Source organism: Halomonas sp. LMYGS-3 (assembly GCF_059509875.1).
On sequence record NZ_JCAKFQ010000001.1, the window covers coordinates 279,440 to 304,009 of the forward strand.

A 24,570-nucleotide genomic window follows, 5' to 3' on the forward strand; every position below is an offset into this window, starting at 1 on the left:
ATCACCACGACAACCGCGCAGTGGAACCGACAACAACAGACCTGACATTCGCGTTCAAGAGGAACCTTTCCAATGAAGTACAACAGGGTTATTACGCTGGCCATCATGCTGCCGGCGGGGGCAGGTATTGCCGCAACATCCCAGGCCTTCGATGTGGTGCCCGCCGGAGAGCCGGTCGTTACGGGTGAGCCGAGTCGCGTCGGCGCGCCCTGGAACCATCGCTCCACCTTCAATATTCCCGGCACCAATACCGACGTGGCCTTCGGCGGCTATGTGAAGCTGGATGCCTTCTACGACTTCGATGTCGACCAGGGGGACAGCACCGACCCGCTGGCGCTGCTCAATCCTGCCAACCGGACCGATGGGCGCACCACCTTCACCGCCAAGGAGTCGCGGCTCAACTTCCGTACCCAGACGCGGACCGATCACGGCACAGTGAGCACCTATCTGGAGGGCCACTTCTTGCCCGACGGCAAGTTCAACCTGCGTCACGCCTACGGGGAATTCGGTGGCTTCCTGGCGGGCCAGAGCTGGACCAACTTCATGCATTTCCTTGGCACGCCGCGGAGCCTCAAGCTGGGCGGTCCCATCGGCTATGCCACCGGCCGCCCCTCCCAGGTCCGCTACACCCACCGCAGCGGCCCCAACGCCTTCGCGGTCTCCCTGGAGGAGCCCTCCTTTGCCCTGTCGCCCATCGGCAGCGCCGGGGTCGATACCGAGAATCGCCTGCCGACCCTGACCGCCCGTTACCAGTATGGTCGCAACTTCGGTATCTCCGCCCTGGCCAAGGAGATCTCCACCAACGAGGCTACCAGCGGCGTCGACGAGAGCACCACCGCGTATGGCGTGGCCGCCCAGCTCGCCCTGCCGCTGGGCAGCGCCACCACCTTCAAGGCCAATGCCACCCTGGGCAGCGGCCTGGGCAGCTACCTGAGCTATGTGCCGGATCCCGTGGCCGGTGGCCGCACCCCCGACGCCTATATCGACGCCGACGGTACCCTGAAGAGCGTCGACGCCCAGGCCTACGGGATCTCCCTGGAGCACCAGTGGAACGCCGACTGGTCGAGCGCCATCGGGGCCTCGCGCTTCAGCCAGGACCTGCCCGAGGAGATCGCCGGCTTCCAGGCCGGGATGGACCGGGTGCAATACTCCTTCGTCAACCTGATCTGGGACGTCAACCAGCGCCTCTCCACCGGCCTCGAGTACCAGCACTCCGATATCAAGCGGGTCAACGGCGAGTCGGACGACGCCCACCGCATCCAGGCCAGCGTGCAGTTCCACTTCTGACGCGCCCCCGGGGTGCGGGCACCGCTCGCCCAGGCCTCGCGCCCCGGTATCTTCCTTGACGCTTACCGTTCGTGCCGATGGCCCCGCCATCGGCACTTTTTTATGGTGAGGGTGCCGAGCACCCTCAGGGCGACGATGGCGCGGGAGACTCGAGCTCGGCGTGGCGCCACTGCCGCAGCTGATGGGCGAAGGCGAGCCCCAGCAGGAGCAGCCACACTCCGGCACCCGCGAGCATCCAGCCGCTGCCCGCCAGACGCAGCACCAGCCCGCCGAGCCCGACCCCCACCGACTGGCCGAGGAACAGGCAGCCGGCGAACACCGCCATGGCGGTGCCACGGGCGGCCGGAGCCATCTGGGTGGCGTTGGTCTGCAGGGTGCTGTGCATCATGTAGAAGCCGAGCCCCGTGGCGAAGGCCGCGGGCATGGCCAGGCCGAGCTGCGGCGCCAGGGCCAGGCCGAGAAAGCCGAGTCCCATCAGCAGGCCGCCGCCCCCGGCCAGGCGCCCGACCAGGCGGCGCGCCAGAGCGGCGAACAGCAGGCCGCCGACACCGAACAGGGCGATCGTCAACCCGGCCAGCGTCAGGGAGATGGCGAGGCGCTCGTAGAGGTGACTGGCGGCGAAGGCCAGGGCGCCGAAGGCGGCCAGCCCCTCGAGGAACACCAGCAGCAGGATGCGCCGGGCACGGGGAATCGCCAGGATGCCGGCCAGCCGCGCCCCGAAGGCCACGGGCTCCCCTCGCCCCTGGGGGGCCAGCGCCGGCCGGCGCCGCAGGGCGGCCAGCAGCAGGGAACCGGCCACCAGGAAGAGGCCGGTGAGCAGCAGGAAGGCCGTCCGCCAGCCGAGGGTGTCGGCCAGCAGGCCGCCGGCCACCTGGCCGCAGATCAGCCCCAGCACCGCCCCCGACAGCATGTGCACCAGGGTGACCTGGCGCTCCTCGTAGGCCACGTTGTCGCCCACCCAGGCCATGGAGAGCGGGATGATCGCCGCGGCGGTGGCGCCGCCGAGCACCCGGAACAGCAGCAGGGTCGGCAGCGAGCCGGCGAGTGCCGCGCCCAGGGTGCCCAGCGCGCAGGCCAGGCTCGCCAGGCCGATCACCCGCAGGGCGCCGTGCCGGTCGCCCAGGGGGCCGTAGACCAGCTGCATCAGCCCGTAGGCGATGGCGAAGACGGTGATGTTCTGGGCCACGTCGGCCACCGGCCGCTGGAAGGCGGCCGAGAGCGCCGGCAGCATGGCGTCGGTGACGCGCATCGAGGCCATGCTGGCGAAGCCGGCCAGGGCCAGCAGCGGGATCACCCGTGGCGAGGCGCTCATGGGCTCACCCCTGCCCTTCCGGCGTCTCGGTGGCCAGCGCCGCCGTGCGCTCGGTGGAGGCGACCAGCCCGCGATAGGCCAGCAGCGCCAGCACGCCGCCGAGGCCGATGGCGATGGCCATGGTGCGCGAGGTGCCGTCGTGGAACTGGCCGACCAGGCCACCGACCACCGCGGCGATGGTCATCTGCAGGAAGCCGAACAGCGAGGAGGCGGCGCCGGCGCGCTCCGGGTTGGGCGCCAGGGCTCCGGCCATGCTCTGGGGCATGACGATGCCGAAGCCCACCATGTAGAGCATATGGGGGGCGATCACCGCCCAGGGCGAGAAGACGCCGAGCAGTGCCAGGGCCGCCATGGTGCCGCCGCCCAGGGCACACATCCGGGTGCCCAGATGGATCAGGCGGTCGTGGCCCAGGCGACGGCTGTAGCGCCCGCTGAGCAGGGTGCCGGCGAAGAAGCCGCCGACGATCAACGCGAAGAGCGCCCCGTAGAGGCCGGGCGCCACGCCCATGAACTCGATCAGCACAAAGGAGGAGCCGGAGAGGAAGGCGAACATCCCGGCGAAGGCGGCGGCGTTGGTCAGGGTATAGCCGACGAAGGCGCGCTGACCGAGCAGCAGGTGGTAGCTGGTAAGTATCGCGCGCGGCGCGATGGACTGGCGGCGCTCCTTGGGCAGCGGCTCCGGCATCAGCCACGCCAGCACCGCCAGCATCACCACCGCATAGGCGGCCAGCAGCAGGAAGATCGACTCCCAGCCGAAGAACAGCAGCAGGCCGGCGCCCACCACCGGCGCCAGGGCAGGGGCCAGGGCCATGGTGCTGGCCATGTAGGAGAGCACCCGGCCGGCCTCCAGGGGGCCGTAGATATCGCGCACCGCGGCGCGCCCCAGCACCGGGCCTGCGGCGCCGCCCAGGGCCTGCAGGAAGCGCCCGGCCAGCAGCCACTCGACGCTGGGGGCGAAGGCGCACAGCAGGCTGGCCACCAGGAAGAGGGCGAAGCCGGCGATCATCACCGGCTTGCGGCCGAAGCGGTCGGAGAGCGGGCCGCAGAACAGCTGGGCGAGGGCGAAGCCGGCCATGTAGAGGCTCAGGGTCAGCTGGACCCGGTCGGGGCCGGTGTTCAGCGCCTCGGCCATGGCCGGCATGGCCGGCAGGTACATGTCGGTGGCCAGCGGGCCCAGGGCGGTCAAGGCCGCCAGGACCGCCACGGTGGCGGGGGAGGTCAATCTCAGCAACCCGGCTCTCCTTGGGCACAGGCCAGGCTCGGTGCGCCCTGCAGTGAGGAAATGGCGAGGGAACCAGCAGCGGACGCGACTTCCCGATGGGAGGCGGCGCCCACCCTTGTTAGCCTGCTTATGATAACGCAGTTCGCGTCGGGTTGCTGCCGCTAGTCGAAGCGATCCCAGTAGGGGGGATCGCCGAAATAGCCGTTCAGGAAGTCGACAAAACAGCGCACCTTGCTCGCCAACAACTGGCGATGGGCGTACACCGCATAGAGTGCCATCGGCTCGGGCTCGTGCTCCGCCAGGATGACCTGCAGTTTTCCTTCCTTGATCGCGGCACCCGAAATGAAGGTGGGCTGCAAGACGAGGCCAGCGCCGGCGATGGCCGCTTCGACCAGGACATCGCCGTTGTTGCTGACAAAATCGCTGCTGACCAAATCGCCGTGGCGGTGTTGGCCACGCCCCGGCAACCAGCGGAATATCGAATCCCCGGCCTCCTGCTCCATGTAGCTGTAACGCAGATAGCGATGCGCCTTGAGGTCTTCCGGGCACCGGGGCGTACCGTGCCGTTCCAGATACTCGGGGGACGCGCACATCACCAGGCGGATCGGCACGATCCGCTTGGCGATCAGCGAGGAGCTCTTCAGGTGGCCGATGCGCAGGGCGATATCGAAGCCCTCTTCGACGATATCCACCTTGCGGTCGTTCAGCTGCAGGTCGATGCCGACGCCGGGATGGGCGCGCTGAAAGTCGCTCAGCAACGGGGCCAGGTGGCGGATGGCGAAGGAGACCGGGGCACTGATCAGCAGCCGGCCCCGGGCCTGGGTCTGCAGATCGCCAAGCTGGTGCTCCATGTCGTCTAGGTCGTTGAGCAGCTGCTGGGCGCGCGGGTGGTAGCGAGCGCCGGCTTCGGTCAGATGGCTCTTGCGGGTGGTGCGATTGAGCAGGCGCACCCCCAGGTGCTGCTCGAGCTGGGAGACGTATTTACTGACGAGCTGAGGGGAGGTCTCCAGCCGCTCGGCGGCGCGGGTAAAGCTGCCTTCGCTGACCACCGTGACGAAGGCGCGCATGGCATCGATACGGTCCATCGGTCACTCCAGGGGGGGGGAGGTCGACTCATATTATCAACATTCTGTTGTTAATAATCCAATGATCACCCTCTTAGTCTGTTTGTTTGGTGATAGTAGAGTGGCGTCATCGCTCGGGGGGCAGGCCCCCGGGACACAACCACAGAGAAAGTTTCGAGGTGACGATCATGAACACGCAATTCGCACAGGCCCTCTTCCAATCCCGCGGCGGTGTGGCCGCCCTGGTCCTGCGGGTCCCGGTGGGGTTGATCCTCGCCGCCCACGGCGCGCAGAAGCTGTTCGGCTGGTTCGGTGGCTACGGCCTGGAAGGCACCGGGCAGTGGCTGGCGAGCATCGGCCTGGCGCCGGGCACCCTGATGGCGCTGCTGGCCGGTGGCGCCGAGTTCTTCGGCGGGCTGGCGCTGGTGCTGGGCCTGCTGACCCGGCCGGCGGCTTTGGTGTCGGCCTTCACCATGCTGGTGGCGATCTTCGCCGTGCATATCGGCAATGGCCTGTTCATGTCCAACAACGGCTACGAGTACGCCCTGACCCTGTTCGCCGCCACCCTGGCCCTGGCCATTCAGGGCGGCGGACGCTTCGCGCTGGACAACCTGCTGGTGCAGCGCTTCGCGGGTGCCCAGCGGCGCGCAGTCACCGGGCTGTGAGAGGCTGATCGCAGCGCGAGTGTCATCGTCCATCCGCCCCTTCCCCCCTGAGAGGAAGGGGCTCGTCACAGGAGAAGATCATGTTGGTCAAGGGTGTCTGGCAAGAGAATTGGCAACCGGTGCAAGCACAAGATGAACAGGGGCGCTTCATACGCCAGACCTCGTCGTTTCGCCACTGGATCACCCCGGACGGAGCACCGGGCCCCACCGGTACGGGGGGCTTCAAGGCCGAGAAGGGGCGTTATCGGCTCTATGTCGCCTACATCTGCCCCTGGGCGTCACGGACGCTGATGGTCCGGGCGCTGAAAGGGCTCGAGGAGGTGATCGACGTCACCGTCGTCGACCCCCGGTTGACCGATCAGGGCTGGCAGTTCGGCGGCTACCCCGGCGCCGATGAGGACAGGCTCAATGGCGCGCGTTACCTGCATGAGGTGTACACCCGCGCCGATCCGCTGATCTCCGGGCGTGCCACCGTGCCGGTACTGTGGGACAAGCAGACCGGGACCATCGTCAACAATGAGTCCGCCGATATCGTGCGGATGCTGAACGGCGCCTTCGCCGGCATCCTGGACCAGGGGCCTGACCTCTATCCGGACGATCTGGCCGCCGAGATCGAGGCCCTGAACGCCTATCTGTACACGGACCTGAACAATGGCGTCTACCAGGCCGGCTTCGCCTCCAGCCAGCAGGCCTATGAGGAGGCCTACGGCAAGGTCTTCGCCGCGCTGGACGAGCTGGAGTCGCGCCTGGCCGATGGGCGTCCCTATCTGTTCGGCGAGCGCCTGACGGAAACCGATCTGCGCCTGTTCGTGACCCTGGTGCGCTTCGATGCCGCCTATCACGGCTTGTTCAAGTGCAACCGCAACACCCTGCGCGCCATGCCGGGCCTGCACGCCTACATGCACAGGATTCTGGCCCTCGACGGCATCGCCGATACCGTGCGCCTCGACCATATCAAGGCGGGGTATTATTCCATCAAGGCGCTGAATCCCGGCGGGATCGTGCCGGCAGGGCCCGGCGCGATCTGATGAGCACCGATCACGTCACGACCATGAACGAGCAGGAGAAGCGGCAGCCATGAGCACTACGACCGATGTTCTGTTCATCTCCCACGGTGGTGGCCCGCTGCCGCTGCTGGGAGATCCGGGCCACCGTGAAATGGTGGAGCGGCTCACCGAGATGGCCGGTCAGCTGCGCCGGCCCTCCGCCATCCTGGTCATCAGCGCCCACTGGGAAGAAGCGGTCCCGACCATCACCTCGGGGACCCATCCAGCACTGATCTATGACTACTACGGCTTTCCGCCGGAATCCTACGAGATCGAGTACCCCTGCCCCGGTGAGCCAGCGCTGGCGCGGCAGATCCACCAGGCGCTGACGCAGGCCGGGTTGCCGGCACGGCTCGATGACCGGCGGGGCTTCGATCATGGGCTGTTCGTCCCGCTCAAGCTGATGTACCCGGAGGCGGATATTCCCTGCGTGCAGCTGTCACTGGTCGACAGCCTGGATGCCGCGACGCACCTGGCCATCGGCAGGGCGCTGCAGGGGCTGGACGTCGACGACCTGCTGGTGATCGGGTCCGGTTTTTCCTTCCATAACATGCAGGCGTTCTTCGCGCCCAATACCCCGGAGATCGAGGCCCGCAACCAGGCCTTCGAAGACTGGCTCGAGGAGACCTGTGCCGATACACGGATCGAGGAAGCGCAGCGTGCCGAGCGTCTGCTGCACTGGGAGCGCGCACCGCATGCCCGGTTCTGCCATCCTCGCGAGGAGCATCTGCTGCCGCTGCACGTGTGCTATGGCCTGGCGGGCCAGCCCAGCGAGACCCATCTCTCGGCCACGATCCTCGGGAAACAGGCGGGGATGTTCTACTGGCGGGTAAGTCGCTGAGTGGCAGGCGGCGAAGACCCTTGAACAAGCGCGGGCACGCTGCCTGGAGAGGCAGCGTGCCCGCTTTCGTCAGCATCGGGGTGGACGCTCAACCGGCGTCGGGCTGCTCGTCCGGGGCCGCTCGCCGGAAGGCATCCAGCCCCCGGCAGTTGGCGACGATGCGCCGGATCCGCGGGTAGGCGGAGAGGTCGCACTCGAAGCGCTCGGCGTTATACACCTGGGGCACCAGGCAGACGTCTGCCAGGCCCGGAGAGTCGCCGTGGCAGAAGTCGCCGCTGCCGGCCTCGCGGGAGAGCATCGCCTCCAGGGCGTCGAAGCCGGTGGTCACCCAGTGGCGGTACCAGGCCTGCTTGGCGTCGTCGTCCAGCTTCAGTTCATGGACCAGGTACTTGAGTACCCGCAGGTTATTGAGTGGATGGATCTCGCAGGCCACCAGCTGGGCCAGTGCTCGTACCCGGGCGCGATCCGTGGGCTCGAGCGGCAGCAGCGGTGGCTCGGGGTAGCGCTCCTCGAGGTACTCGCAGATCGCCAGCGACTGGGTCAGGGTGGTGCCGTCGTTGGCAACCAGCGCCGGCACCAGCCCCTGGGGGTTATGGGCGCGGAAGGTCTCGCTGCGCTGCTCGCCCTTCACCAGGTTGACCGGGGCCTGGTCGTACTCCAGGCCCTTGAGGTTGAGCGCGATACGCACCCGGTAGGCGGCCGACGAGCGGTAATAGCCGTAGAGCGTCGTCATATGCCTGCATCCTTTCGTTGCTGGGGTCTCGGGCTCAGTGTGGCTGATATTTCACCACCTGCTGATCGATGGTGCCGAAGATGCTCCGGCCCTCGCGGTCGAACATCTCGATGCGCACCCGATCGCCGAAGCGCAGGAAGGGGGTCTTCGCCGCCCCGTGCAGGATCTGCTCGACCATGCGCACCTCGGCCAGGCAGCTGTAGCCCACCCCGCCCTCACCGATCGGCTTGCCGGGGCCGCCGTCGGCGTCGGGATTGGAGACGGTGCCGGAGCCGACGATGGCGCCGGCGCCCAGGTAGCGGGTCCTGGCCGCATGGGCCACCAGCTCGGGGAAGCCGAAGATCATGTCGGGGCCGGCCTCGGGCTCGCCGAACTTCTCGCCGTTCAGGTGCACGGTGAGCGGCAGGTGGACGCGGCCGTCCTGCCAGGCGTCGCCGAGTTCATCGGGGGTCACGCAGATCGGCGAGAAGCTGGAGGCGGGCTTGGCCTGGAAGAAGCCGAAGCCCTTGGCCAGCTCGCCGGGGATCAGGCCACGCAGGCTGACGTCGTTGACCAGCATCACCAGCTTGATGTGGCCGGCGGCCTGCTCGGGGGTGACGCCCATGGGCACGTCGTCGGTGATCACCGCGAGCTCGCCCTCGAAGTCGATGCCGTGCTCCTCGCTGATTGCCTCGATGTCCTCGGTGGGGGCCAGGAACTTGTCGCCGCCGCCTTGGTACATCAGCGGGTCGGTCCAGAAGGTCTCGGGCATCTCGGCGCCCCGCGCCTGGCGCACCAGCTTGACGTGGTTGAGGTAGGCGGAGCCGTCGGCCCAGTGGTAGCTGCGCGGCAGCGGCGAGTGCAGCTCGCCCGGGTCGAGGGCGAAGGCACCCTCGGCGCTGCCATCGTTGAGCTCGGCATAGCGGGCCTCGAGCTGCGGGGCGAGCGTATCCCAGCTCTCGATGGCCTGCTGCAGGGTGGCGGCGATGTCGGTGGCGCGCACGGCGCACGTCAGGTCGCGGGAGACGACGAGCAGTTCGCCGTCGCGGCCGTGCTTGAGGGTGGCGAGTTTCATCTTGTCTCGATCCTTGTCGTCAGGGGCGAGGCCCGCCGGGCGGGTCTCGCGATTATCGTCTGTCGTATCGATCAGGGCCCGTTCGTCAGGGCTGGGTCGGGTCGAAGTGCGAACGCAGAGTCGACCAGACGTCGACGTAGTCGCGCTGGCGGAAGTCGGCCTCCAGCGCTGCCTCGGTGGGATGGTAGACGTAGCGGCTCTCGAACATGAAGGCCAGGGTATCGCCCTGATACTGCGGGGTCAGCTCGGCATTCGAGGCCTTCTCGAAGGTGTCGGCGTCGGGACCGTGGGGCGACATGCAGTTGTGCAGGCTGGCGCCGCCGGGGAGGAAACCCTCGGCCTTGGCGTCGTACTCGCCGTGGATCAGGCCCATGAACTCGCTCATCAGGTTGCGATGGAAGTAGGGCGGACGGAAGGTCTGTTCGGCGACCATCCAGCGCGGCGGGAAGATCACGAAGTCGAGGTTGGCCATCCCCGGGGTGTCCGAGGCCGAGGTCAGCACGGTGAAGATCGAGGGGTCGGGGTGATCGAAGCTCACCGTGTTGATGGTGTTGAAGCGCGACAGGGCGTACTTGTAGGGCGCGACGTTGCCGTGCCAGGCCACCACGTCGAGCGGCGAGTGGTCGAGGCGGGTGGCCCAGAAGCGCCCGGAGAACTTGGCGACGAGCTCGAAGTCGCCCTGGCGGTCCTCGTAGGCGGCCACCGGGCTCAGGAAGTCGCGCGGGTTGGCCAGGCCGTTGGCGCCGATGGGGCCGAGGCCGGGCAGCTCCAGCGGGTTGCCGTAATTCTCGCAGACGTAGCCGCGGGCGGCATCGGTGCCGGCCTCCAGGTGCACCTGGAACTTGATGCCGCGGGGAATCACCGCGATCTCGCCGTTGCCCACTTCCAGCTCGCCGAGCTCGGTGCGCAGGCGCAAGGTGCCGAGCTGGGGCACGACCAGGAGCTCGCCGTCGGCGTTGTAGAAGAAGCGCTCGGTCATGTCGCGGTTGCAGGCGTAGACATGGACGCCGCAGCCGGTCTGGGCGCCGGCATCGCCGTTGACGGCGATGGTCAGCAGGCCGTCGACGAAGTCGGTGGGCGCGTCGGGCACCGGCACCGGGTCCCAGCGCATCTGGTTGGGGTCGGCGGCGGGCCGGGCCAGCGGCGCGGTGGCCACCGCCGTGTCGCCCAGTGGCCGGTAGGCGCTCTGCAGCACCGAGGGGCGGATGCGGTAGAGCCAGGAGCGCAGGTTCTGGTGGCGCGGGGCGGTGAAGGCCGAACCGGTGTACTGCTCGGCGTAGAGGCCGTAGGCGCAGCGCTGGGGCGAGTTCTGCCCCTCGGGCAGGGCGCCGGGCAGGGCCTCGGTGGCGAAGTGGTTACGAAAACCGCTCTGGTACTGAAGCGTCTCGGTGGTCATGGAGCTATCCTCTCTCAGCGCTGTTCTTGTCGGGCTGACTGACGTGGGGGCGTCGGTTCGGCGGCCTGGCCGGCGATGGCCAGGGCCTCCTCGAGCACCTGCTGGTCGCCGACATGGTTGGCCAGCAGCAGGATCAAGCGGGCGTTGATGCGCTCGCTCTCCGCCTCGCTGCGCTCGCGATGCACCTCGGTCAGCGCCGCGTAGAAGGCGTCCGGGTCGGTGAAGTTGGGGTTCAGCTCAAGCCGTGGCATGGCGGCCTCCCTGGTTGTCACGAGGAGTGTCGAGACGAGCGTCGAGGTAAACGCCCAGGGCGCGATCGAGGGCGTCGCCGACGGCGGCGGCGGTGACCGCGGCCCAGCGGGCGGTGACGTGCTGGTCGGGGCGGATCAGGTAGCCGGCGCCGGCGGTGAGACCGTAGCGCTCGCCGACCAGGTTCTCGGCATCCTCGATCACGACGCTGCGCGGCAGGCCGGTCAGGGCGTGGGGCGCCGGCCCGACGATCAGCAGGTCGAGGTCGGCCCGGTTCTTCAGCAGCCCCTCGAGGTCGGTGCGCAGGCCCTCGGCCACTCCGGTGCTGACACGGCCGTCGAGCAGCAGCACGAAGCGGTCGCCCAACTGGTTGAGCAGCCAGGCGTCCTCGCCGTCCCGGCGAATCGGGGCATCCTTGGCCGGGCTGCCGGGGCGCAGCTCGAGCGGGAAGCTCTCGGCGTCGGGGCCGTTGAGCGGCGAGCCGTCGTAATGGCAGGGCATCGACAGCCGGCCGCTGTTCACCAGGCGGCGGGCAAAGGGGTAGTGCTCCGCCAGCTCCAGCACGCTATCGCGGAACAGCCGGCTGATGCGGCTCTTGGGGGTGATGAAGTCGGTCGCCCGGGTCGAGTTGAGGATGTTTTCCGCCGCCCCGTGCTGGCGCTCGTCGTTGTAGGTGGCGAGCAGCGCCTCGGGGGCCTGCCCCTTGAGCACCCGGGCCAGCTTCCAGGCCAGATTGTCGGTGCCCTGGATGGCGCCGTTGGCGCCGCGGGCGCCGAAGGGCGAGACCTGGTGGGCGGCGTCGCCCATGAAGAACACCCGCTGATGGATGAAGTCGTCCATCTTGCGGCAGCGGAAGGTGTAGACGCTGGCCCACTCCAGCTCGAACTCCACGTCCTCGCCGAGCATCGCCTGCACCCGCGGGCGGATGTTCTCCTCCTTCTTCTCTTCCTCGGGGTCGGCGTCCCAGCCCAGCTGGAAGTCGATGCGCCAGACGTTGTCCGGCTGCTTGTGCAGCAGCACCGACTGGCCCGGGTGGAAGGGCGGGTCGAACCAGAACCAGCGCTCGGTGGGGAAGTCGGCCTTCATGATGACGTCGGCGATCAGGAAATGGTCCTGGAAGATCTGGCCCTTGCTCTCCAGGCCCAGCATGTCGCGGATCTTGCTGCCCGCGCCGTCGGCCACCAGCAGGTAGTCGCAGGTCAGGCGGTAGTCGCCGTCCTCGGTGGTCACCGCGACCAGCGTACGGTCCGGCTGGCTGTCCACCGAGGTGACCCGGTGCTTCCAGCGCAGGTCGATGCGCTCACTGAGCTCGCCGGCGCGGTCGACCAGGTACTCCTCGAAGTAGTACTGCTGCAGGTTGATGAAGGCGGGCACGCGGTGGCCCTCTTCCGGCAGCAGGTTGAAGTCGTAGACCTGGCGCTCCTGGAAGAAGACGCGGCCGTGCTGCCAGGTCACGCCCTTGTCGAGCATGGGCTGGGCGCACCCCAGGCGGTCGAGGATCTCCAGGGTGCGCTTGGCGAAGCAGATGGCCCGAGAGCCGACGCTGACGGTGTTGTTGTCGTCCAGCACGATGCTGTCGATGCCCTGCTGGGCCAGGTCGACGGCCATGGCCAGGCCGGTGGGTCCGGCGCCGACGATCACCACCGGGCAGTGGCGGACGTCCTGCCGGTCCAGCTCGGGGGGGCGGCGATACGGGTAGACGGGATTCTTGTAAGTAGTAGGCATGGCTCCTCCGACGGCGGCTATCCCGGCGGCAGGCCACCGCGAGGGCGCTGAGCCCCCCCTCCCTGGGCGCTCCTTTTTCCTTCTTTGGAAAAAGCCCCTCGTGGCGACCTGCTCCCGACGCCGCTCGCCAAGCATGGCGTGGAAACGGCGTCTTACTGGTTCTCGACGACGTCCTGCAGTGAGTGCCACATGGCGGTGTCACGCTCGGCGGTCCAGATGCGCGGGTCGGGGTGCTCGCCGCCCGCCTCGTCGTAGCAGCGGGTGATGTCGAAGGGCAGGCAGTGGTCGAAGATCACCCAGTGGCCATACTTGGGCTTGAGCCTGGCGTAGGTCTCGGCGTAGCACTCGGAGAGCGACTTGCCGGCGGCCTTGCCCGCCTTGACGCTTCCGTACATGTCGGCGAGGAAGTCGCGGGTGCCCTGGATCGCCTCCTGGCACTGCTCGGGGGTCGTGAGCGCCTCGCCGCGGCCCGGCACCAGTTTCTGCGGGCCCATGGCCTGCAGGCGATCGAGGGTGGCGGGCCAGTGCTCGTGGTAGGCGTCGCCGGTATAGGGGGTGGCGCCGTACTCGACCAGGTCGCCGGAGAACATCACCCGCTCCTCGGGTAGCCAGACGATGGTGTCGCCCTTGGTGTGGCCGCGGCCCAGGTGGATGATGCGCACCTCGCGCTTGCCCATGAACACCGTCAGCTCCTGCTGGAAGACGATGTTCGGCCAGGTCAGGCCGGGCACCGAGTCCACCCCCTGGAACAGGCGCGGGAAGCGGCCGACCTCAGACTCGTAGTCCTGCTGGCCGCGCTCATTGATCAGGTCATAGGTGTGCTGGCTGGCGTAGATATTCTCGGCGTCGTAGGCGGAGGCCCCCAGCACGCGGACGGCGTGGTAGTGGGTCAGCACCACGTGTTTGATCGGCAGGTCGGTGATCTCGCGGATGCGGCGGATCACGTCCTGGGCCATGATCGGGGTGGCCTGGGTGTCGATGACCATCACGCTGTCGTCGCCGATGACGATGCCGGTGTTGGGGTCGCCCTCGGCGGTGTAGGCATAGAGCCCCTCGGCCAGCTGGGTGAAGCTGATCTGCTTCTCTTCGGTATCGGCGTGGGACGCGAATTTCTTGCTCATGGTTCCTCCGGTGTCGTCGGGGCGTCGGGCTTGGCCCGGTCGTCGTTGTCTCTGCCGTTGACTCGGCCAGTGGCAAGATAATAGTTGCTGATGAAACTTGTTGTCCAGCCTCTCACAGGCCATCTGGTGATGGAATGAAGCGTCTAAAGCGATAAGTCACTGTAGCTGTAGGGTTTGTCTTTTGGGCTAGACTTAAGTTCAACCCGTTTGGGTATCATTATAGTTGCAGAGGAGACTAATTGGCAGGCAAGGTGTGCACAAATGACGCTGGTTTCGCGGCCCCGGTCGCCGCAGACCGAGGAGAGCCCCGCTAGGCTCTCGCCATTCACGACGATCTCATTACAAGAAGGGGCGGCACCCCTGCCGCCATCCCGTGACGACGGAGGACACCATGAACAAGACCATCGGATTGATGTTGGGCGCCCTGGCCGCGGCGACCCTCAGCTCGCAGGCGTTGGCCCAGACCACGATCAACGTCAGCAGTTGGGGTGGGCCCAACCACGGTATCAATACCATCGTCTGGCCGACCTGGAAGGCATGGATCGAGGAGGCCACCGAGGGGCGTGTGACGCTCCAGGTCACCGAGGACCTCGGGCCGCCCGCGTCCCAGATGGCCCTGGTGGCCGACGGCGTCGCCGATGCCAGCTGGATCTTCCATGGTCACATGGCCGGGCGCTTCGAACTGACGCAGCTGCCCGAATTTCCCACCTTCGAGACCTTCTCCTCCGAGGTGGCCTCGGCGGCCTACTGGCGTACCCATCAGGAGCACCTGGCCCAGGCCAATGAGCACCGGGGGTTGGAAGTCATGGCCGTGGGCGTGCATGGCCCTGGCCAGATTTTCACCGGTGAGCATGTCGAGAGCCTCGATGAACTGACCGGCAAGCGCCTGCGCGTGGGCGGCGGCGTGATGACCGAGCTGGCCAACGCCATGCAGGTGACCGGCGTGGCGCTGCCGCCCACCGGGGTCTACGAGGCGGCTTCCCAGGGCGTCATCGACGGCGCCATGCTGACCCTCGAGGGGCTGCGCAGCTTCCGCGTGGCCGAAGTGCTGCCCAATACCCTTCAGGTCGACGGCGGCTTCTATCGCGGCAGTTTCGCCATCGTCATGAATCCCATGGTCTGGGACCGGGTCTCCGCCGAGGATCGCGAGGCCATCGAGTCGGTCTCGGGGGAGTCTCTCTCGCGGCTGTTCGGCTACATGATGGACGTCTCCGACGAGCGCGGCGTCGAGTTTGCCGAGGAACTGGGCAATACCTTCACCCAGGCCTCGGAGGCGGATATCGCCATGCTCCGGGACGTCAGCGACGAGTTGATCGAGGCCTGGGCCGATCGGGTCAGCCGTGGCGATCTGGATGCCCGGGAGGCGCTGAGCTTCTTCCGCGAGCAGCTGTCCGTGGCGGCAGACGGCGATGGCATCGAATCGCGTGTGGCGCAGGAATGACCCCCGCCAGGAGCTGACCATGACTAGCATGTCGACCCGCTGGTCGCGCGTCGGCCGGGTCCTGCAGCTGGGGCTGGAGGGGGTGGCGGGCGCCACCCTCTTCGCCATGATGCTGTTGACCACGGCGGACGTGACCGGCCGCTACTTCTTCAATGCGCCGATTCTCGGTGCCGTCGAGCTGACCCAGCTGATGCTGGCGGCGGTGATCTTCCTGTCGCTGCCGGTGGTGTGCTGGCGCGAGGAGCACATCAGCGTCGACCTGCTCGATGCGATCTTCCCGGGGCGCTGGATCTGGCTGCGCCAGGTGATCGTCAACCTGATCGTCACCGCGGCCCTGTGGGTGATGGCCGGACGGGTCTGGGCGCTGGGCGTGCGGGCCTTCGACTGGGGTGACGTGACCGAGTTCCTGCGCATTCCCGTGGGCTACCTGATCACCCTGATGGCGATCATGCTGGCGGTCTCCGCCCTGCTCACCCTGGGTCGCGCGCTGGGCTACCTGCTCGAGGGCGTAGGCGTGGTCACACGCGGTGGGCCGCTGAGCCCGGGAGGCGATCAATGATCGAGTCATTCTATGGATTCGCCGCCCTGCTGCTGCTGGCCTTCCTGCGGGTGCCGCTGGCGTTCGCCATGGGCATCGTCGGCTTCGTCGGCTTCTATTACCTGACCGGCAACTGGAGCGCCGCCGAGGCGATGGCCGCACGGCGGGTGGTCGACACCGGCATGGACTACGGGCTGTCGGTGATCCCGCTGTTCATCCTGATGGGCAACTTCGTCTCCCATGCCGGGCTGTCGGATGCGCTGTTCCGGGCCTCCAACGGCTTCCTCGGCCACCGCAAGGGCGGCCAGGCCATGGCCACCATCGTCGCCTGCGGCGGCTTCAGCGCGATCTGCGGTTCGAGCCTGGCCACGGCGGCGACCATGGGGCGTGTGGCGATGCCGCAGATGCGCAAGTACGGCTACAAGGACTCGCTGGCCGCGGCGTCGATCGCCGCCGGCGGCACCCTGGGCATCCTGATCCCGCCCAGCGTGATGCTGGTGATCTACGGCATCCTCACCGAGACGAGCATCCGCGAGCTGTTCGCCGCGGGCTTCATTCCCGGGATGCTGGGCATCGTCATGTATCTCGCGGCGGTGAAGTGGGTGCTGTGGCGCGACCCCGCGGCCGGCCCGGCCGGCGAGCGGGTGGCCTGGCCTGAGCGGATCGCCGCGCTGAAGAGCGTGGGCAGCACCCTGGCGCTGTTCGTGCTGGTGATCGGCGGCATCTACCTGGGGGTGTTCACGCCCACCGAGGCCGCCGGGATCGGCGCCATGGGGGCCTTCGTGATCGCCCTGTTGCGTCGCGCGCTGACCCCGCGGGTGCTCATGAACGTGCTGATGGACACGGTGCGCACCACCGCGATGCTGTTCGCGGTGGTGCTCACGGCGCTGATCTTCGCCAACTTCATCAACCGCGCCGGGCTGCCGAATGACCTGCTGGCCGTCGTCAACGGGCTCGACGTGGCGCCCTTCGTGGTGATCCTGGTGATCCTGGCGATCTACGTGCTGCTGGGCTGCGTGTTCGAGAGCATGTCGATGCTGCTGCTGACGGTGCCGGTGTTCTTCCCGGTGGTGGCGGGGCTGGGCTATGACCTGGTGTGGTTCGGGATCCTGGTGGTGATCGTGATCGAGATCAGCCTGATCACGCCGCCGGTGGGGATGAACGTCTTCGTGCTGCGGGCGGTGCTGCCGGACGTGTCGACGGGGACGATCTTCCGCGGGGTGACGCCGTTCTGGGTGGCGGGCACGGCGCGCGCGTTGCTGGTGCTGGTGTTCCCGGGTATCGTGCTGTTCCTGCCGCAACTGCTCTACTGACGACCTCCGCCAGCCGGCAGGGCTTGGCGTATCGAGATGGACTGGGAGAACGCTGATGGACCGCAAGCCAGACTCGCGGGCGCAACAGGGTGAGCGGCAAGACAACGAACGCGAAGGCTTGCCCTCCAAGCATGAGCTGGACCTCGACCAGTTCCTGCCCTATCGGCTCAACAGCCTGGCCGATCGCATCAGCGACGAACTGGCGAGAATGTACGAGGAGCGCTACGCGCTCAACGTGGCCCAGTGGCGGGTGCTGGCCTGGCTCAGCCATCGTGACGTGCTCAACGCCAAGCAGATCTGCGAGGCGACGCGCATGGACAAGGCGCGGGTCTCGCGGGCGGTACAGGCGCTGGTGGATCGCGGCCTGATCAGCCGCAGCCCCTCGAGCCGCGACCAGCGGCTGCACGACCTGCGCCTCACCGAGGCGGGTCAGGCACTGCTCGCCGAGCTGATTCCCGAGGCCCAGGCCTGGGAGGCCGAACTGGTGGCGACCCTGACGGCGGGCGAGTATCGCGACCTGCTGCATGCGATGCGCAAGCTCGAACGCCAACTCGAGCGTATTGGCTGATGCGTCATGTGGACTTGTGTCGCAGAAGCCCGGCCAGTGGCCGGGCTTCTGCGTGACCGGGGGGCTACCAGGGCTCGGGGATCTTGCCCCCCAGCCGGGCGGTGATCTCGGCGGCGGTCCCGCGCACCAGCTCGCCGAGCTCGCCCAGCCGGGGCTCGGGAATGCGGGCCACTGGCCCCGAGACCGAGATGGCGGCGAGCGGGATGCCGTGTTCGTCGTGGATACAGGCGGCCACGCAGTGCAGGCCGATGGCGTGCTCCTCGCGATCGCAGGCGTAGCCGAGCCGGCGCACCTCGGCGAGGCCCCGGCGCAGCGCCTCGGGGGTGTGCAGGGTGTTCTCGGTGACCCGGGCCAGGCCGCGCTCGTCGAGGACGCGCTCGAACTCGTCGTCGGGCAGCCAGGCCATCAGCGCCTTGCCTACCCCGGAGGCGTGCAGCGGCGCCCGGGAGCCGAGGCGGGTGATCATGCGCATCATCTGCGGCGATTCGCTCTGGGCGAGGAACACCGCGGTACTCCCGTCGCGGATGCCGAGGTTGGCGGTCTCGCCGGTCTCGGCGGTGAGGCGCCGCAGGAAGGGGCGGCTGGTGGCCACGAAGTCGCGGGCCTCGAGGAAACTGTTGCCGATGCGGAAGGTCTTGACATCGATCTTCCAGAGCCCGAGCTCGTTGTCCTGGGTCACGAAGCCCTGGCCCTGCAACGCCTGGAGCAGGCGATGGGTGGTGGAGGGCGCCAGGTCGGCCTGTTCGGCGATCTCCGAGAGTGCCAGGCCGCCGGGGCTGGCCGCCAGGAGCTCGAGCATGTTGAGCCCGCGGACCAGCGACTGGCTGTGACCGCTGGTGCTCTTGCCCGACCCGGCGGGTCGCCCCGCCGTTCTGCGCTTGCCTTCACTCACCTGCTGATCTCCCTCGTCCCGCGACAAAAGCCACAGCATACCCCGTCGAGGCGAGGCTGTCTCGGTTACGGAAATGGCTTCCATTCGAAGCTCGTGACGCCCGTTTGGCGATGTCGCCGGTCAGCGATACCGTCATCGGGGTACGCTTCTCGCTGAGCTCGGGAGAGGCGCATCGCCAAGGGCCGTGTGCCACGCCTGCGACCAACGATGGCCCCCGCTGCCTACTCCGGGGCGCGCAGGGCGATCGCCTCGGCCTTGAGCCTGGCCAGGCGGTCGCCGAACAGGTAGGCGCCGAGGGCCACCAGGATCAGGGCGGCACCGACGAGCATCGAGGCAGAGGGCTGCTCCCGGTTGAGGGTCATGCCCAGCGTCAGGGCCAGCACCGGGGTGATCAGGGTCACCAGCGCCACGGTGGCGGCGGGGAGCCGCGAGAGGATCAGGAAGTAGCACAGGAAGCCCAGCAGTGAGCCGAACAGCGCCAGGTAGAGCACCGACCAGAGCCCGCGGGAGCTGAGCGGGATGGTCAGGGATTCGCCGCTGGTCAGCCACAGGGCGAGGAAGCAGGGCAGGCTGAAGGCCAGGGCGCCCAGGGTCTGCTCCAACGGGCCGAGCCCGGCGGCGACCCGCTGCACGGCGATACCGCTGCCGCTGAAGAGGGTCACCGCGGCCAGCATCATGGCGAGTGCGGCGAGCTGGTCGCGCCCCAGCGCCAGGCTGTCGGCGAACACCACCGCCAGGCCCAGCACGCCGAGGCCGCAGCCGATCCAGTGCCAGCGGCGCAGCTTGGTGGCTCCGGGGAGCGCCTGCAAGATCAGTCCCGAGATCAGCGGCGCCATGCCGAACATCACCGACATCATGCCCGAGGGCAGGCTCAGGGAGGCGTGATAGCTCAGTGCCATGGCACCGAACACCCCGGGTACCGCGGCGGCATAGCTCGCCAGCGCCCGGCGGTCGCGGCGCAGCCGGCGACGCAGGGCGAACAGGATCACCAGGCCGACGAGGAAGGCGATCAGCATGCGCAGCATCACGCTGCCCACCGGAGCGCCGGCCTCGGCGCTCCACTTGATGGCCAGCGGTGTGGAGGCCCACACCAGCACCACGATCAGATAGGCCGGTCCGGTCGGCATGTCGGAAGTCCTGTGAGGAAAAGCCGCCGCGTCGATGCGACGCGGCGGCTTGCTGTCACGGCCGGGGCGAGGGGGTCACCCCTCGTAGTTGGTCTCGGAGTAGAGCACCCGCACGCGCAGGGTGTGTTCGACATGGCGCAAGGCGTCGAGGGCCTGGGGGCCGTAGGCCTTGTCCACGTCGATGACCACGTAACCGACCTTCTCGTTGGTCTGCAGGTACTGGCCCGAGATGTTGATATCGTTCTCGGAGAGCACCCGGTTGATCTCGGAGAGCACCCCCGGCACGTTGTCGTGAATGTGCAGCAGGCGGTGCTTGTCCGGGTGGGCCGGCAGGGCGACCTCCGGGAAGTTGACCGAGGTGACGGTGGTGCCGTTGTCGGAGTAGGTGATCAGCTTCTCGGAGACCTCGATGCCGATGTTCTCCTGGGCCTCCAGGGTGGAGCCGCCGACGTGCGGGGTGAGGATGACGTTGTCCAGGCCGCGCAGCGGGCTGACGAACTCCTCGTTGTTGCCCTTGGGCTCCACCGGGAAGACGTCGATGGCGGCGCCATTGAGCTTGCCGGCGGAGAGTGCCTCGGCCAGCGCCTCGATCACCACCACGCTGCCGCGGGAGGCGTTGATCAGGATCCCGCCCTGCTTCATCAGGGCGATCTGCTCCTGGCCGATCATCCACTTGGTGGAGGGCACCTCGGGCACGTGCAGACTGACCACGTCGGCCCGGGCCAGCAGTTCCTCGAGGCTGGCCACCTGGCGCGCGTTGCCCATGGCCAGCTTGGCCACCACGTCGTAGTAGATGACGTCGAAGCCCAGCGACTCGGCGAGCACCGAGAGCTGCGAGCCGATGCTGCCATAGCCGATGATCCCCAGGGTCTTGCCGCGCGCCTCGTGGGAGTTCTTCGCCGACTTCAGCCAACCGCCCTGGTGGGCACGGGCGCTCTTCTCGGGAATCCCGCGCAGCAGCATGATCGCCTCGGCCAGTACCAGCTCGGCCACCGAGCGGGTATTGGAGTAGGGGGCGTTGAACACCGGGATGCCGCGGATGAGGGCGGCGGTCAGGTCGACCTGGTTGGTGCCGATGCAGAAGCAGCCCACGGCGACCAGTTTCTCGGCCGCGGCGAAGACGCGCTCGGTGAGCTGGGTACGGGAGCGGATGCCGAGGAAGTGGACATCGCGGATCTTCTCGATCAGCGTCTCCTCGTCGAGCGAGGTCGGCAGATGCTCGATGTTGGTGTAGCCGGCGTTCAGGAAATTGTCCACCGCGCTCTGGTGGACGCCCTCGAGCAGCAGGATCTTGATCTTGCTCTTGTCCAGGGACGTTTTGGCCATGGTCGAATCAACCCCTTCTTCGGTGCGAGCCGCATGCTGTGTCGTGACGGTGAGAGCCTGGTGGCCAGCCGATCAGGAACGGCCGCGGGCTAGGGCAGGCTCGAAACAGGGCGCCTATGATAGCACAGTGGGCATGAGCGAAGATGAAAATGCTGCGCTGCTCCAATGAGCCGACCGCATGTTGTCTCACTCCGTACCGGGGCAGACGACCCCCCGGGGAGAGCGTGTATACTGTCGCCTTCCTGGATTCGTGACTGGCAAGAGGTTCCATGGCAGAGCGTGACGAGCGGTCGCCCGACCTGGCGGAAGGCGAGGAAGCCCGGATGGATTTCGCCGCCACCGTCGAGCGGCTCGAGCAGTTGGTGGAACGGCTGGAGTCCGGCGAGCTGTCGCTGGAGGGCTCGCTGTCCGCCTTCGAGCAGGGCGTACGCCTGGCCCGCGATGCCCAGCGCCGCCTGGACGAGGCGGAGCTCAAGGTGCGCACCCTGATCGAGGGGCCCGAGGGGAGCATCGAGCTCGAGCCCTTCGCCGCCCCGCCTGCGGAGGACGCCGGTGAACGCTGATCACCTGGCGGCCCGCCTGGCCGCCGACCGGGCACGGGTCGATGCGCGTCTCGAGGCGCTTTTCGTGGAGCGCGCGGTGCCGGCGCCGCGGCTCGAGGCCGCCATGCGTCACGGCGTGCTGGTGGGCGGCAAGCGCCTGCGGCCGGTGCTGGTCTATGCCGCCGGCCGGGCCCTGGGGGCCCGGCCGGCCGACCTGGATGCCCCGGCCATGGCACTGGAACTGATCCACGCCTATTCGCTGGTCCACGACGACCTGCCGGCCATGGACGACGATGACCTGCGACGCGGCCAGCCCACGGTGCATCGTGCCTATGACGAGGCCACGGCGATACTGGCCGGCGACGCCCTGCAGACCCTGGCGTTCGAGGTGCTGGCCCGGTCCGCCCACCCGCGGTTGCCGGCGCTGATGCTGACGCTGGCCGTGGCCGCCGGTCGCGACGGCATGGCCGCCGGCCAGGCGCTGGACCTCGCCGCCGTCGGTGGCCATCCGGATGTCGAGGCCCTGGCCACCATGCATGGCCACAAGACCGGTGCGCTGATCCGTGCCGCGGTGCGCCTGGGTGGCCTGGTCGCGGTGGACGAGGCCGACCCGCGCCTCGCGGCCCTGGAGGCCTATGCCGAGGCCATCGGCCTGGCCTTCCAGATCCACGACGACGTGCTCGACGTGACCGGCGACACCGCGACCCTGGGCAAGGCGTCCGGGGCCGATGCCGCCCGCGACAAGCCGACCTATCCGGTCCTGCTGGGACTCGACGGGGCTCGGGCGCGGGCTGATGCGCTGGTCGAGGAAGCCATTGCCGCCCTCGCGCCGTTGGGCGAGCACGCCACGCCGCTGGCCGAACTGGCCCGCTACATGATCGAGCGTGACCACTGACGACGACAGATGACCCCATGAAGCTGTTCGATGACATTCCCGTCGAGCGTCCGGCCACGCCGCTGCTCGATACCCTGGAGACGCCGGCGGCCCTGCGCGCCATGTCCATGTCCCAGCTGCTGCAGGTCGCCGACGAGCTGCGCGCCTACCTGCTCTACAGCGTGGGCGTGAGTGGCGGCCACTTCGGTGCGGGCCTCGGCGTGGTGGAGCTCACCGTGGCCCTGCACCAGGCGCTGGAGACGCCCCACGACCGCCTGGTATGGGACGTGGGCCACCAGGCCTATCCCCACAAGATTCTCACCGGGCGTCGCGAGGCGATGTTGAGCATTCGCCGCTATGGGGGCCTCGCCGCCTTCCCGCGGCGCGCCGAGTCGAAATACGACACCTTCGGCGTGGGCCACTCCAGCACCTCGGTCTCGGCGGCGCTGGGCATGGCCCTGGCCGCCCGCACCCGTGGCGAGAAGCGTCGGGTCTGCGCGGTGATCGGTGACGGCGCCCTGACCGCCGGCATGGCCTTCGAGGCGCTGGCCCATGCCGGCCATGTCGATGCCAACCTGCTGGTGGTGCTCAACGACAACGAGATGTCGATCTCCGAGAACGTCGGCGGCATCGCCAGCTACCTGGCGCGGATCCTGGCCAGCAAGCCCTATACCACCATGCGTGAGGGCGGCAAGAAGGTGCTCTCGCACCTGCCCGGAGCGCTGGAGCTGGCGCGGCGCACCGAGGAGCACATGAAGGGCATGGTCAGCCCGGCGACGCTGTTCGAGGAGATGGGCTTCAACTATATCGGCCCCATCGACGGCCACGATCTGCCGCTGCTGGTGGAGACCCTGCACAACATGCGCGACCTGGAAGGTCCCCAGTTCCTGCACGTGAAGACCCGCAAGGGCCGCGGTTTCCTGCCCGCCGAGGCCGACCCCATCGGCTACCACGCCATCACCAAGCTCGAGAAGAACGACGAGGCGCCGCCACTGGCCCCGGTCGCGCCGCCGCCGGTCGAGAAAAAGAAAAAGCGCAAGTACTGCAACGTCTTCGGCGACTGGATCTGCGACATGGCGGCGGCCGACGAGCGGCTGATCGGCATCACCCCGGCGATGCGCGAGGGCTCGGACCTGATCCGCTTCTCCCAGGAGTATCCCGAGCGCTACTACGATGTGGCGATCGCCGAGCAGCATGCGGTGACACTGGCTGCCGGCCTGGCCTGCGAGGCAATGAAGCCGGTGGTGGCGATCTATTCCACTTTCCTGCAGCGCGGCTACGATCAGCTGATCCACGACGTGGCGGTACAGGAGCTCGACGTCACCTTCGCCATCGACCGCGCCGGGCTGGTGGGCGAGGACGGGCCGACTCATCACGGCGCCCTGGATTTCTCCTTCCTGCGCTGCGTGCCCGGCATGGTGGTGCTGGCGCCTGCCGACGAGGCCGAGTGCCGTGCCATGCTCAGCGCCGCCTATCACCATCCCGGCCCCGCCGCGGTGCGCTATCCCCGGGGCACCGGCCCGGGCGTCGAGATTCCCGCCCATCTGGAGCCCGTCGAGATCGGCAAGGCCGAGCGGCGTCGCCAGGGGCGTGCAGTGGCGCTGCTGGCCTTCGGCAGCCTCAACACCGCCGCCGCCGAGGTGGCCGAGCGCCTCGATGCCACGCACCTCAACATGCGCTCCATCAAGCCGCTGGACCGCGACGCGGTGCTCACCGCGGCCGACGAGCACGACCTGCTGGTGACGCTCGAGGAGAACGTGGTGGCCGGCGGTGCCGGGAGTGCGGTCAACGAGCTGCTGGTCGCCGAGGGCGTGCAGGTGGAGGTCCTCAACCTCGGCCTGCCCGACGCCTTCGTCGAGCACGGCAAGCCCGCCGAGCTGCTCACCGAGTGCGGCCTGGATGCCGACGGCGTCGAGGCGGCGGTTCGCACCCGGCTGCCCTGATCCCTTTTTCTCTCCTTTCCCGGGCCCGGGGCGGCAAATGGCGCCTCCGGGGCCGCTCCGTCGTCGTTGGCGACTGCTGGCAGGCCCGTGCCCCGCTCACCGAGCCGCCTGGCCGCCCCCGAGCGTCCCGACGCCTCTTCGGGTGGCCAGTGATGGCCTCAGGCCAGTGGCTGACCGTCGTCATCGCTGAGATTAAGTGGCGTTAATTTCTTATATTCTTGTAGAAGATCTCCTACAAGGCGTGTAAGTCAGCGGTTTCTGCTTTGCTTCAGAGTGGGGGCGTTGGTGGCA

23 protein-coding genes are annotated in these 24,570 nt (G+C 68.1%); 11 read left to right on the forward strand and 12 right to left on the reverse strand.

The window, feature by feature from the left end; all coding sequences use genetic code 11:
- The first annotated feature begins 72 nt into the window (after positions 1-72).
- Positions 73-1,287, forward strand: a complete 1,215-nt coding sequence (locus AC5W54_RS01350; protein WP_495960269.1) for a DcaP family trimeric outer membrane transporter — start codon at positions 73-75, stop codon at positions 1,285-1,287.
- 124 nt (positions 1,288-1,411) lie between these two features.
- Here AC5W54_RS01350 and AC5W54_RS01355 read toward each other — a convergent pair whose 3' ends face one another.
- The 3 genes from AC5W54_RS01355 to AC5W54_RS01365 all read right to left on the reverse strand — a co-directional run bounded on the left by AC5W54_RS01355 (position 1,412) and on the right by AC5W54_RS01365 (position 4,906).
- Complete coding sequence (locus tag AC5W54_RS01355; protein WP_495960270.1) at positions 1,412-2,599, reverse strand: MFS transporter; 1,188 nt, start codon at positions 2,597-2,599, stop codon at positions 1,412-1,414.
- 4 nt (positions 2,600-2,603) lie between these two features.
- The gene (locus AC5W54_RS01360; RefSeq protein WP_495960271.1) at positions 2,604-3,830 is read right to left on the reverse strand and encodes a multidrug effflux MFS transporter; all 1,227 of its coding nucleotides are present in this window, start codon (positions 3,828-3,830) and stop codon (positions 2,604-2,606) included.
- Between the two features lie 152 nt (positions 3,831-3,982).
- Positions 3,983-4,906, reverse strand: coding sequence for a LysR family transcriptional regulator (locus tag AC5W54_RS01365; protein WP_495960272.1), 924 nt, complete (start codon positions 4,904-4,906; stop codon positions 3,983-3,985).
- A 167-nt stretch (positions 4,907-5,073) separates the two neighbouring features.
- Here AC5W54_RS01365 and AC5W54_RS01370 point away from each other — a divergent pair, with 167 nt between their 5' ends.
- The 3 genes from AC5W54_RS01370 (at position 5,074) to AC5W54_RS01380 (ending at position 7,437) form a co-directional block, all read left to right on the forward strand.
- A complete protein-coding gene (locus AC5W54_RS01370) occupies positions 5,074-5,550 on the forward strand; it encodes a DoxX family protein (RefSeq protein ID WP_495960273.1) in 477 nt (158 codons plus the stop codon).
- An 80-nt stretch (positions 5,551-5,630) separates the two neighbouring features.
- Entirely contained in the window at positions 5,631-6,578 is a 948-nt protein-coding gene (locus tag AC5W54_RS01375; RefSeq protein ID WP_495960274.1) for a glutathione S-transferase family protein, read from the forward strand.
- Positions 6,579-6,627: 49 nt separating this feature from the next.
- Entirely contained in the window at positions 6,628-7,437 is an 810-nt protein-coding gene (locus AC5W54_RS01380) for a DODA-type extradiol aromatic ring-opening family dioxygenase (protein ID WP_495960275.1), read from the forward strand.
- A gap of 88 nt (positions 7,438-7,525) precedes the next feature.
- Here AC5W54_RS01380 and maiA read toward each other — a convergent pair whose 3' ends face one another.
- The 6 genes from maiA to AC5W54_RS01410 form a co-directional block, all read right to left on the reverse strand.
- Entirely contained in the window at positions 7,526-8,170 is a 645-nt protein-coding gene (maiA, locus tag AC5W54_RS01385) for a maleylacetoacetate isomerase (protein ID WP_495960276.1), read from the reverse strand.
- A gap of 34 nt (positions 8,171-8,204) precedes the next feature.
- Complete coding sequence (locus AC5W54_RS01390; protein WP_495960277.1) at positions 8,205-9,224, reverse strand: fumarylacetoacetate hydrolase family protein; 1,020 nt, start codon at positions 9,222-9,224, stop codon at positions 8,205-8,207.
- A gap of 85 nt (positions 9,225-9,309) precedes the next feature.
- The gene (gene hmgA / locus AC5W54_RS01395) at positions 9,310-10,620 is read right to left on the reverse strand and encodes a homogentisate 1,2-dioxygenase (protein WP_495960278.1); all 1,311 of its coding nucleotides are present in this window, start codon (positions 10,618-10,620) and stop codon (positions 9,310-9,312) included.
- A 14-nt stretch (positions 10,621-10,634) separates the two neighbouring features.
- A complete protein-coding gene (locus tag AC5W54_RS01400; RefSeq protein ID WP_495960279.1) occupies positions 10,635-10,871 on the reverse strand; it encodes a DUF2783 domain-containing protein in 237 nt (78 codons plus the stop codon).
- Positions 10,858-12,594, reverse strand: a complete 1,737-nt coding sequence (locus AC5W54_RS01405) for an FAD-dependent oxidoreductase (RefSeq protein WP_495960280.1) — start codon at positions 12,592-12,594, stop codon at positions 10,858-10,860. Before AC5W54_RS01405 ends, AC5W54_RS01400 begins: the two co-directional genes overlap by 14 nt.
- Positions 12,595-12,746: 152 nt before the next feature.
- Positions 12,747-13,715, reverse strand: a complete 969-nt coding sequence (locus AC5W54_RS01410) for an MBL fold metallo-hydrolase (RefSeq protein ID WP_495960281.1) — start codon at positions 13,713-13,715, stop codon at positions 12,747-12,749.
- A 391-nt stretch (positions 13,716-14,106) separates the two neighbouring features.
- On the opposite strand from AC5W54_RS01410, the gene AC5W54_RS01415 reads away from it, so the two are divergent.
- From AC5W54_RS01415 to AC5W54_RS01430, 4 genes are read left to right on the forward strand one after another with little or no spacing between them, the layout of a single operon-like run.
- A complete protein-coding gene (locus tag AC5W54_RS01415) occupies positions 14,107-15,156 on the forward strand; it encodes a TRAP transporter substrate-binding protein (protein WP_495960282.1) in 1,050 nt (349 codons plus the stop codon).
- A 19-nt stretch (positions 15,157-15,175) separates the two neighbouring features.
- Positions 15,176-15,715 (forward strand): TRAP transporter small permease, encoded by a 540-nt coding sequence (locus AC5W54_RS01420; protein WP_495960283.1) that lies wholly within the window; start codon positions 15,176-15,178, stop codon positions 15,713-15,715.
- Positions 15,712-17,007, forward strand: a complete 1,296-nt coding sequence (locus AC5W54_RS01425) for a TRAP transporter large permease (protein WP_282722399.1) — start codon at positions 15,712-15,714, stop codon at positions 17,005-17,007. Before AC5W54_RS01420 ends, AC5W54_RS01425 begins: the two co-directional genes overlap by 4 nt.
- Before the next feature lie 55 nt (positions 17,008-17,062).
- Positions 17,063-17,575 carry a MarR family winged helix-turn-helix transcriptional regulator gene (locus tag AC5W54_RS01430; RefSeq protein WP_495960284.1) on the forward strand — a complete coding sequence of 171 codons (513 nt, stop codon included), beginning with the start codon at positions 17,063-17,065 and terminating at the stop codon, positions 17,573-17,575.
- 64 nt (positions 17,576-17,639) lie between these two features.
- On the opposite strand, the gene AC5W54_RS01435 is transcribed toward AC5W54_RS01430, so the two are convergent.
- The 3 genes from AC5W54_RS01435 to serA all read right to left on the reverse strand — a co-directional run bounded on the left by AC5W54_RS01435 (position 17,640) and on the right by serA (position 20,920).
- Entirely contained in the window at positions 17,640-18,467 is an 828-nt protein-coding gene (locus AC5W54_RS01435; RefSeq protein ID WP_495960285.1) for an IclR family transcriptional regulator, read from the reverse strand.
- A 221-nt stretch (positions 18,468-18,688) separates the two neighbouring features.
- Positions 18,689-19,594 carry a DMT family transporter gene (locus tag AC5W54_RS01440; protein WP_495960286.1) on the reverse strand — a complete coding sequence of 302 codons (906 nt, stop codon included), beginning with the start codon at positions 19,592-19,594 and terminating at the stop codon, positions 18,689-18,691.
- A gap of 75 nt (positions 19,595-19,669) precedes the next feature.
- The gene (serA, locus tag AC5W54_RS01445) at positions 19,670-20,920 is read right to left on the reverse strand and encodes a phosphoglycerate dehydrogenase (RefSeq protein WP_495960287.1); all 1,251 of its coding nucleotides are present in this window, start codon (positions 20,918-20,920) and stop codon (positions 19,670-19,672) included.
- 269 nt (positions 20,921-21,189) lie between these two features.
- On the opposite strand from serA, the gene AC5W54_RS01450 reads away from it, so the two are divergent.
- Genes AC5W54_RS01450 through dxs form a run of 3 tightly spaced genes read left to right on the forward strand, consistent with a single transcriptional unit; the run spans position 21,190 to position 24,279 of the window.
- Positions 21,190-21,483 (forward strand): exodeoxyribonuclease VII small subunit, encoded by a 294-nt coding sequence (locus AC5W54_RS01450; RefSeq protein WP_495960288.1) that lies wholly within the window; start codon positions 21,190-21,192, stop codon positions 21,481-21,483.
- A complete protein-coding gene (locus AC5W54_RS01455) occupies positions 21,473-22,357 on the forward strand; it encodes a farnesyl diphosphate synthase (protein WP_495960289.1) in 885 nt (294 codons plus the stop codon). The genes AC5W54_RS01450 and AC5W54_RS01455 overlap by 11 nt, the downstream gene beginning before the upstream one ends.
- Positions 22,358-22,374: 17 nt before the next feature.
- Positions 22,375-24,279 carry a 1-deoxy-D-xylulose-5-phosphate synthase gene (gene dxs / locus AC5W54_RS01460; protein ID WP_495960290.1) on the forward strand — a complete coding sequence of 635 codons (1,905 nt, stop codon included), beginning with the start codon at positions 22,375-22,377 and terminating at the stop codon, positions 24,277-24,279.
- Positions 24,280-24,570 lie beyond the last annotated feature (291 nt).

What these genes read in the sequence shown, in the direction of transcription:
- AC5W54_RS01350 (WP_495960269.1), top strand. Translation starts at nt 73, where the DNA reads ATGAAGTACAACAGGGTTATTACGCTGGCCATCATGCTGCCGGCGGGG.
- AC5W54_RS01355 (WP_495960270.1), bottom strand. Translation starts at nt 2,599, where the DNA reads ATGAGCGCCTCGCCACGGGTGATCCCGCTGCTGGCCCTGGCCGGCTTC.
- AC5W54_RS01365 (WP_495960272.1), bottom strand. Translation starts at nt 4,906, where the DNA reads ATGGACCGTATCGATGCCATGCGCGCCTTCGTCACGGTGGTCAGCGAA.
- AC5W54_RS01370 (WP_495960273.1), top strand. Translation starts at nt 5,074, where the DNA reads ATGAACACGCAATTCGCACAGGCCCTCTTCCAATCCCGCGGCGGTGTG.
- AC5W54_RS01375 (WP_495960274.1), top strand. Translation starts at nt 5,631, where the DNA reads ATGTTGGTCAAGGGTGTCTGGCAAGAGAATTGGCAACCGGTGCAAGCA.
- AC5W54_RS01380 (WP_495960275.1), top strand. Translation starts at nt 6,628, where the DNA reads ATGAGCACTACGACCGATGTTCTGTTCATCTCCCACGGTGGTGGCCCG.
- maiA (WP_495960276.1), bottom strand. Translation starts at nt 8,170, where the DNA reads ATGACGACGCTCTACGGCTATTACCGCTCGTCGGCCGCCTACCGGGTG.
- AC5W54_RS01390 (WP_495960277.1), bottom strand. Translation starts at nt 9,224, where the DNA reads ATGAAACTCGCCACCCTCAAGCACGGCCGCGACGGCGAACTGCTCGTC.
- hmgA (WP_495960278.1), bottom strand. Translation starts at nt 10,620, where the DNA reads ATGACCACCGAGACGCTTCAGTACCAGAGCGGTTTTCGTAACCACTTC.
- AC5W54_RS01400 (WP_495960279.1), bottom strand. Translation starts at nt 10,871, where the DNA reads ATGCCACGGCTTGAGCTGAACCCCAACTTCACCGACCCGGACGCCTTC.
- AC5W54_RS01405 (WP_495960280.1), bottom strand. Translation starts at nt 12,594, where the DNA reads ATGCCTACTACTTACAAGAATCCCGTCTACCCGTATCGCCGCCCCCCC.
- AC5W54_RS01410 (WP_495960281.1), bottom strand. Translation starts at nt 13,715, where the DNA reads ATGAGCAAGAAATTCGCGTCCCACGCCGATACCGAAGAGAAGCAGATC.
- AC5W54_RS01415 (WP_495960282.1), top strand. Translation starts at nt 14,107, where the DNA reads ATGAACAAGACCATCGGATTGATGTTGGGCGCCCTGGCCGCGGCGACC.
- AC5W54_RS01420 (WP_495960283.1), top strand. Translation starts at nt 15,176, where the DNA reads ATGACTAGCATGTCGACCCGCTGGTCGCGCGTCGGCCGGGTCCTGCAG.
- AC5W54_RS01425 (WP_282722399.1), top strand. Translation starts at nt 15,712, where the DNA reads ATGATCGAGTCATTCTATGGATTCGCCGCCCTGCTGCTGCTGGCCTTC.
- AC5W54_RS01430 (WP_495960284.1), top strand. Translation starts at nt 17,063, where the DNA reads ATGGACCGCAAGCCAGACTCGCGGGCGCAACAGGGTGAGCGGCAAGAC.
- AC5W54_RS01440 (WP_495960286.1), bottom strand. Translation starts at nt 19,594, where the DNA reads ATGCCGACCGGACCGGCCTATCTGATCGTGGTGCTGGTGTGGGCCTCC.
- serA (WP_495960287.1), bottom strand. Translation starts at nt 20,920, where the DNA reads ATGGCCAAAACGTCCCTGGACAAGAGCAAGATCAAGATCCTGCTGCTC.
- AC5W54_RS01450 (WP_495960288.1), top strand. Translation starts at nt 21,190, where the DNA reads ATGGCAGAGCGTGACGAGCGGTCGCCCGACCTGGCGGAAGGCGAGGAA.
- dxs (WP_495960290.1), top strand. Translation starts at nt 22,375, where the DNA reads ATGAAGCTGTTCGATGACATTCCCGTCGAGCGTCCGGCCACGCCGCTG.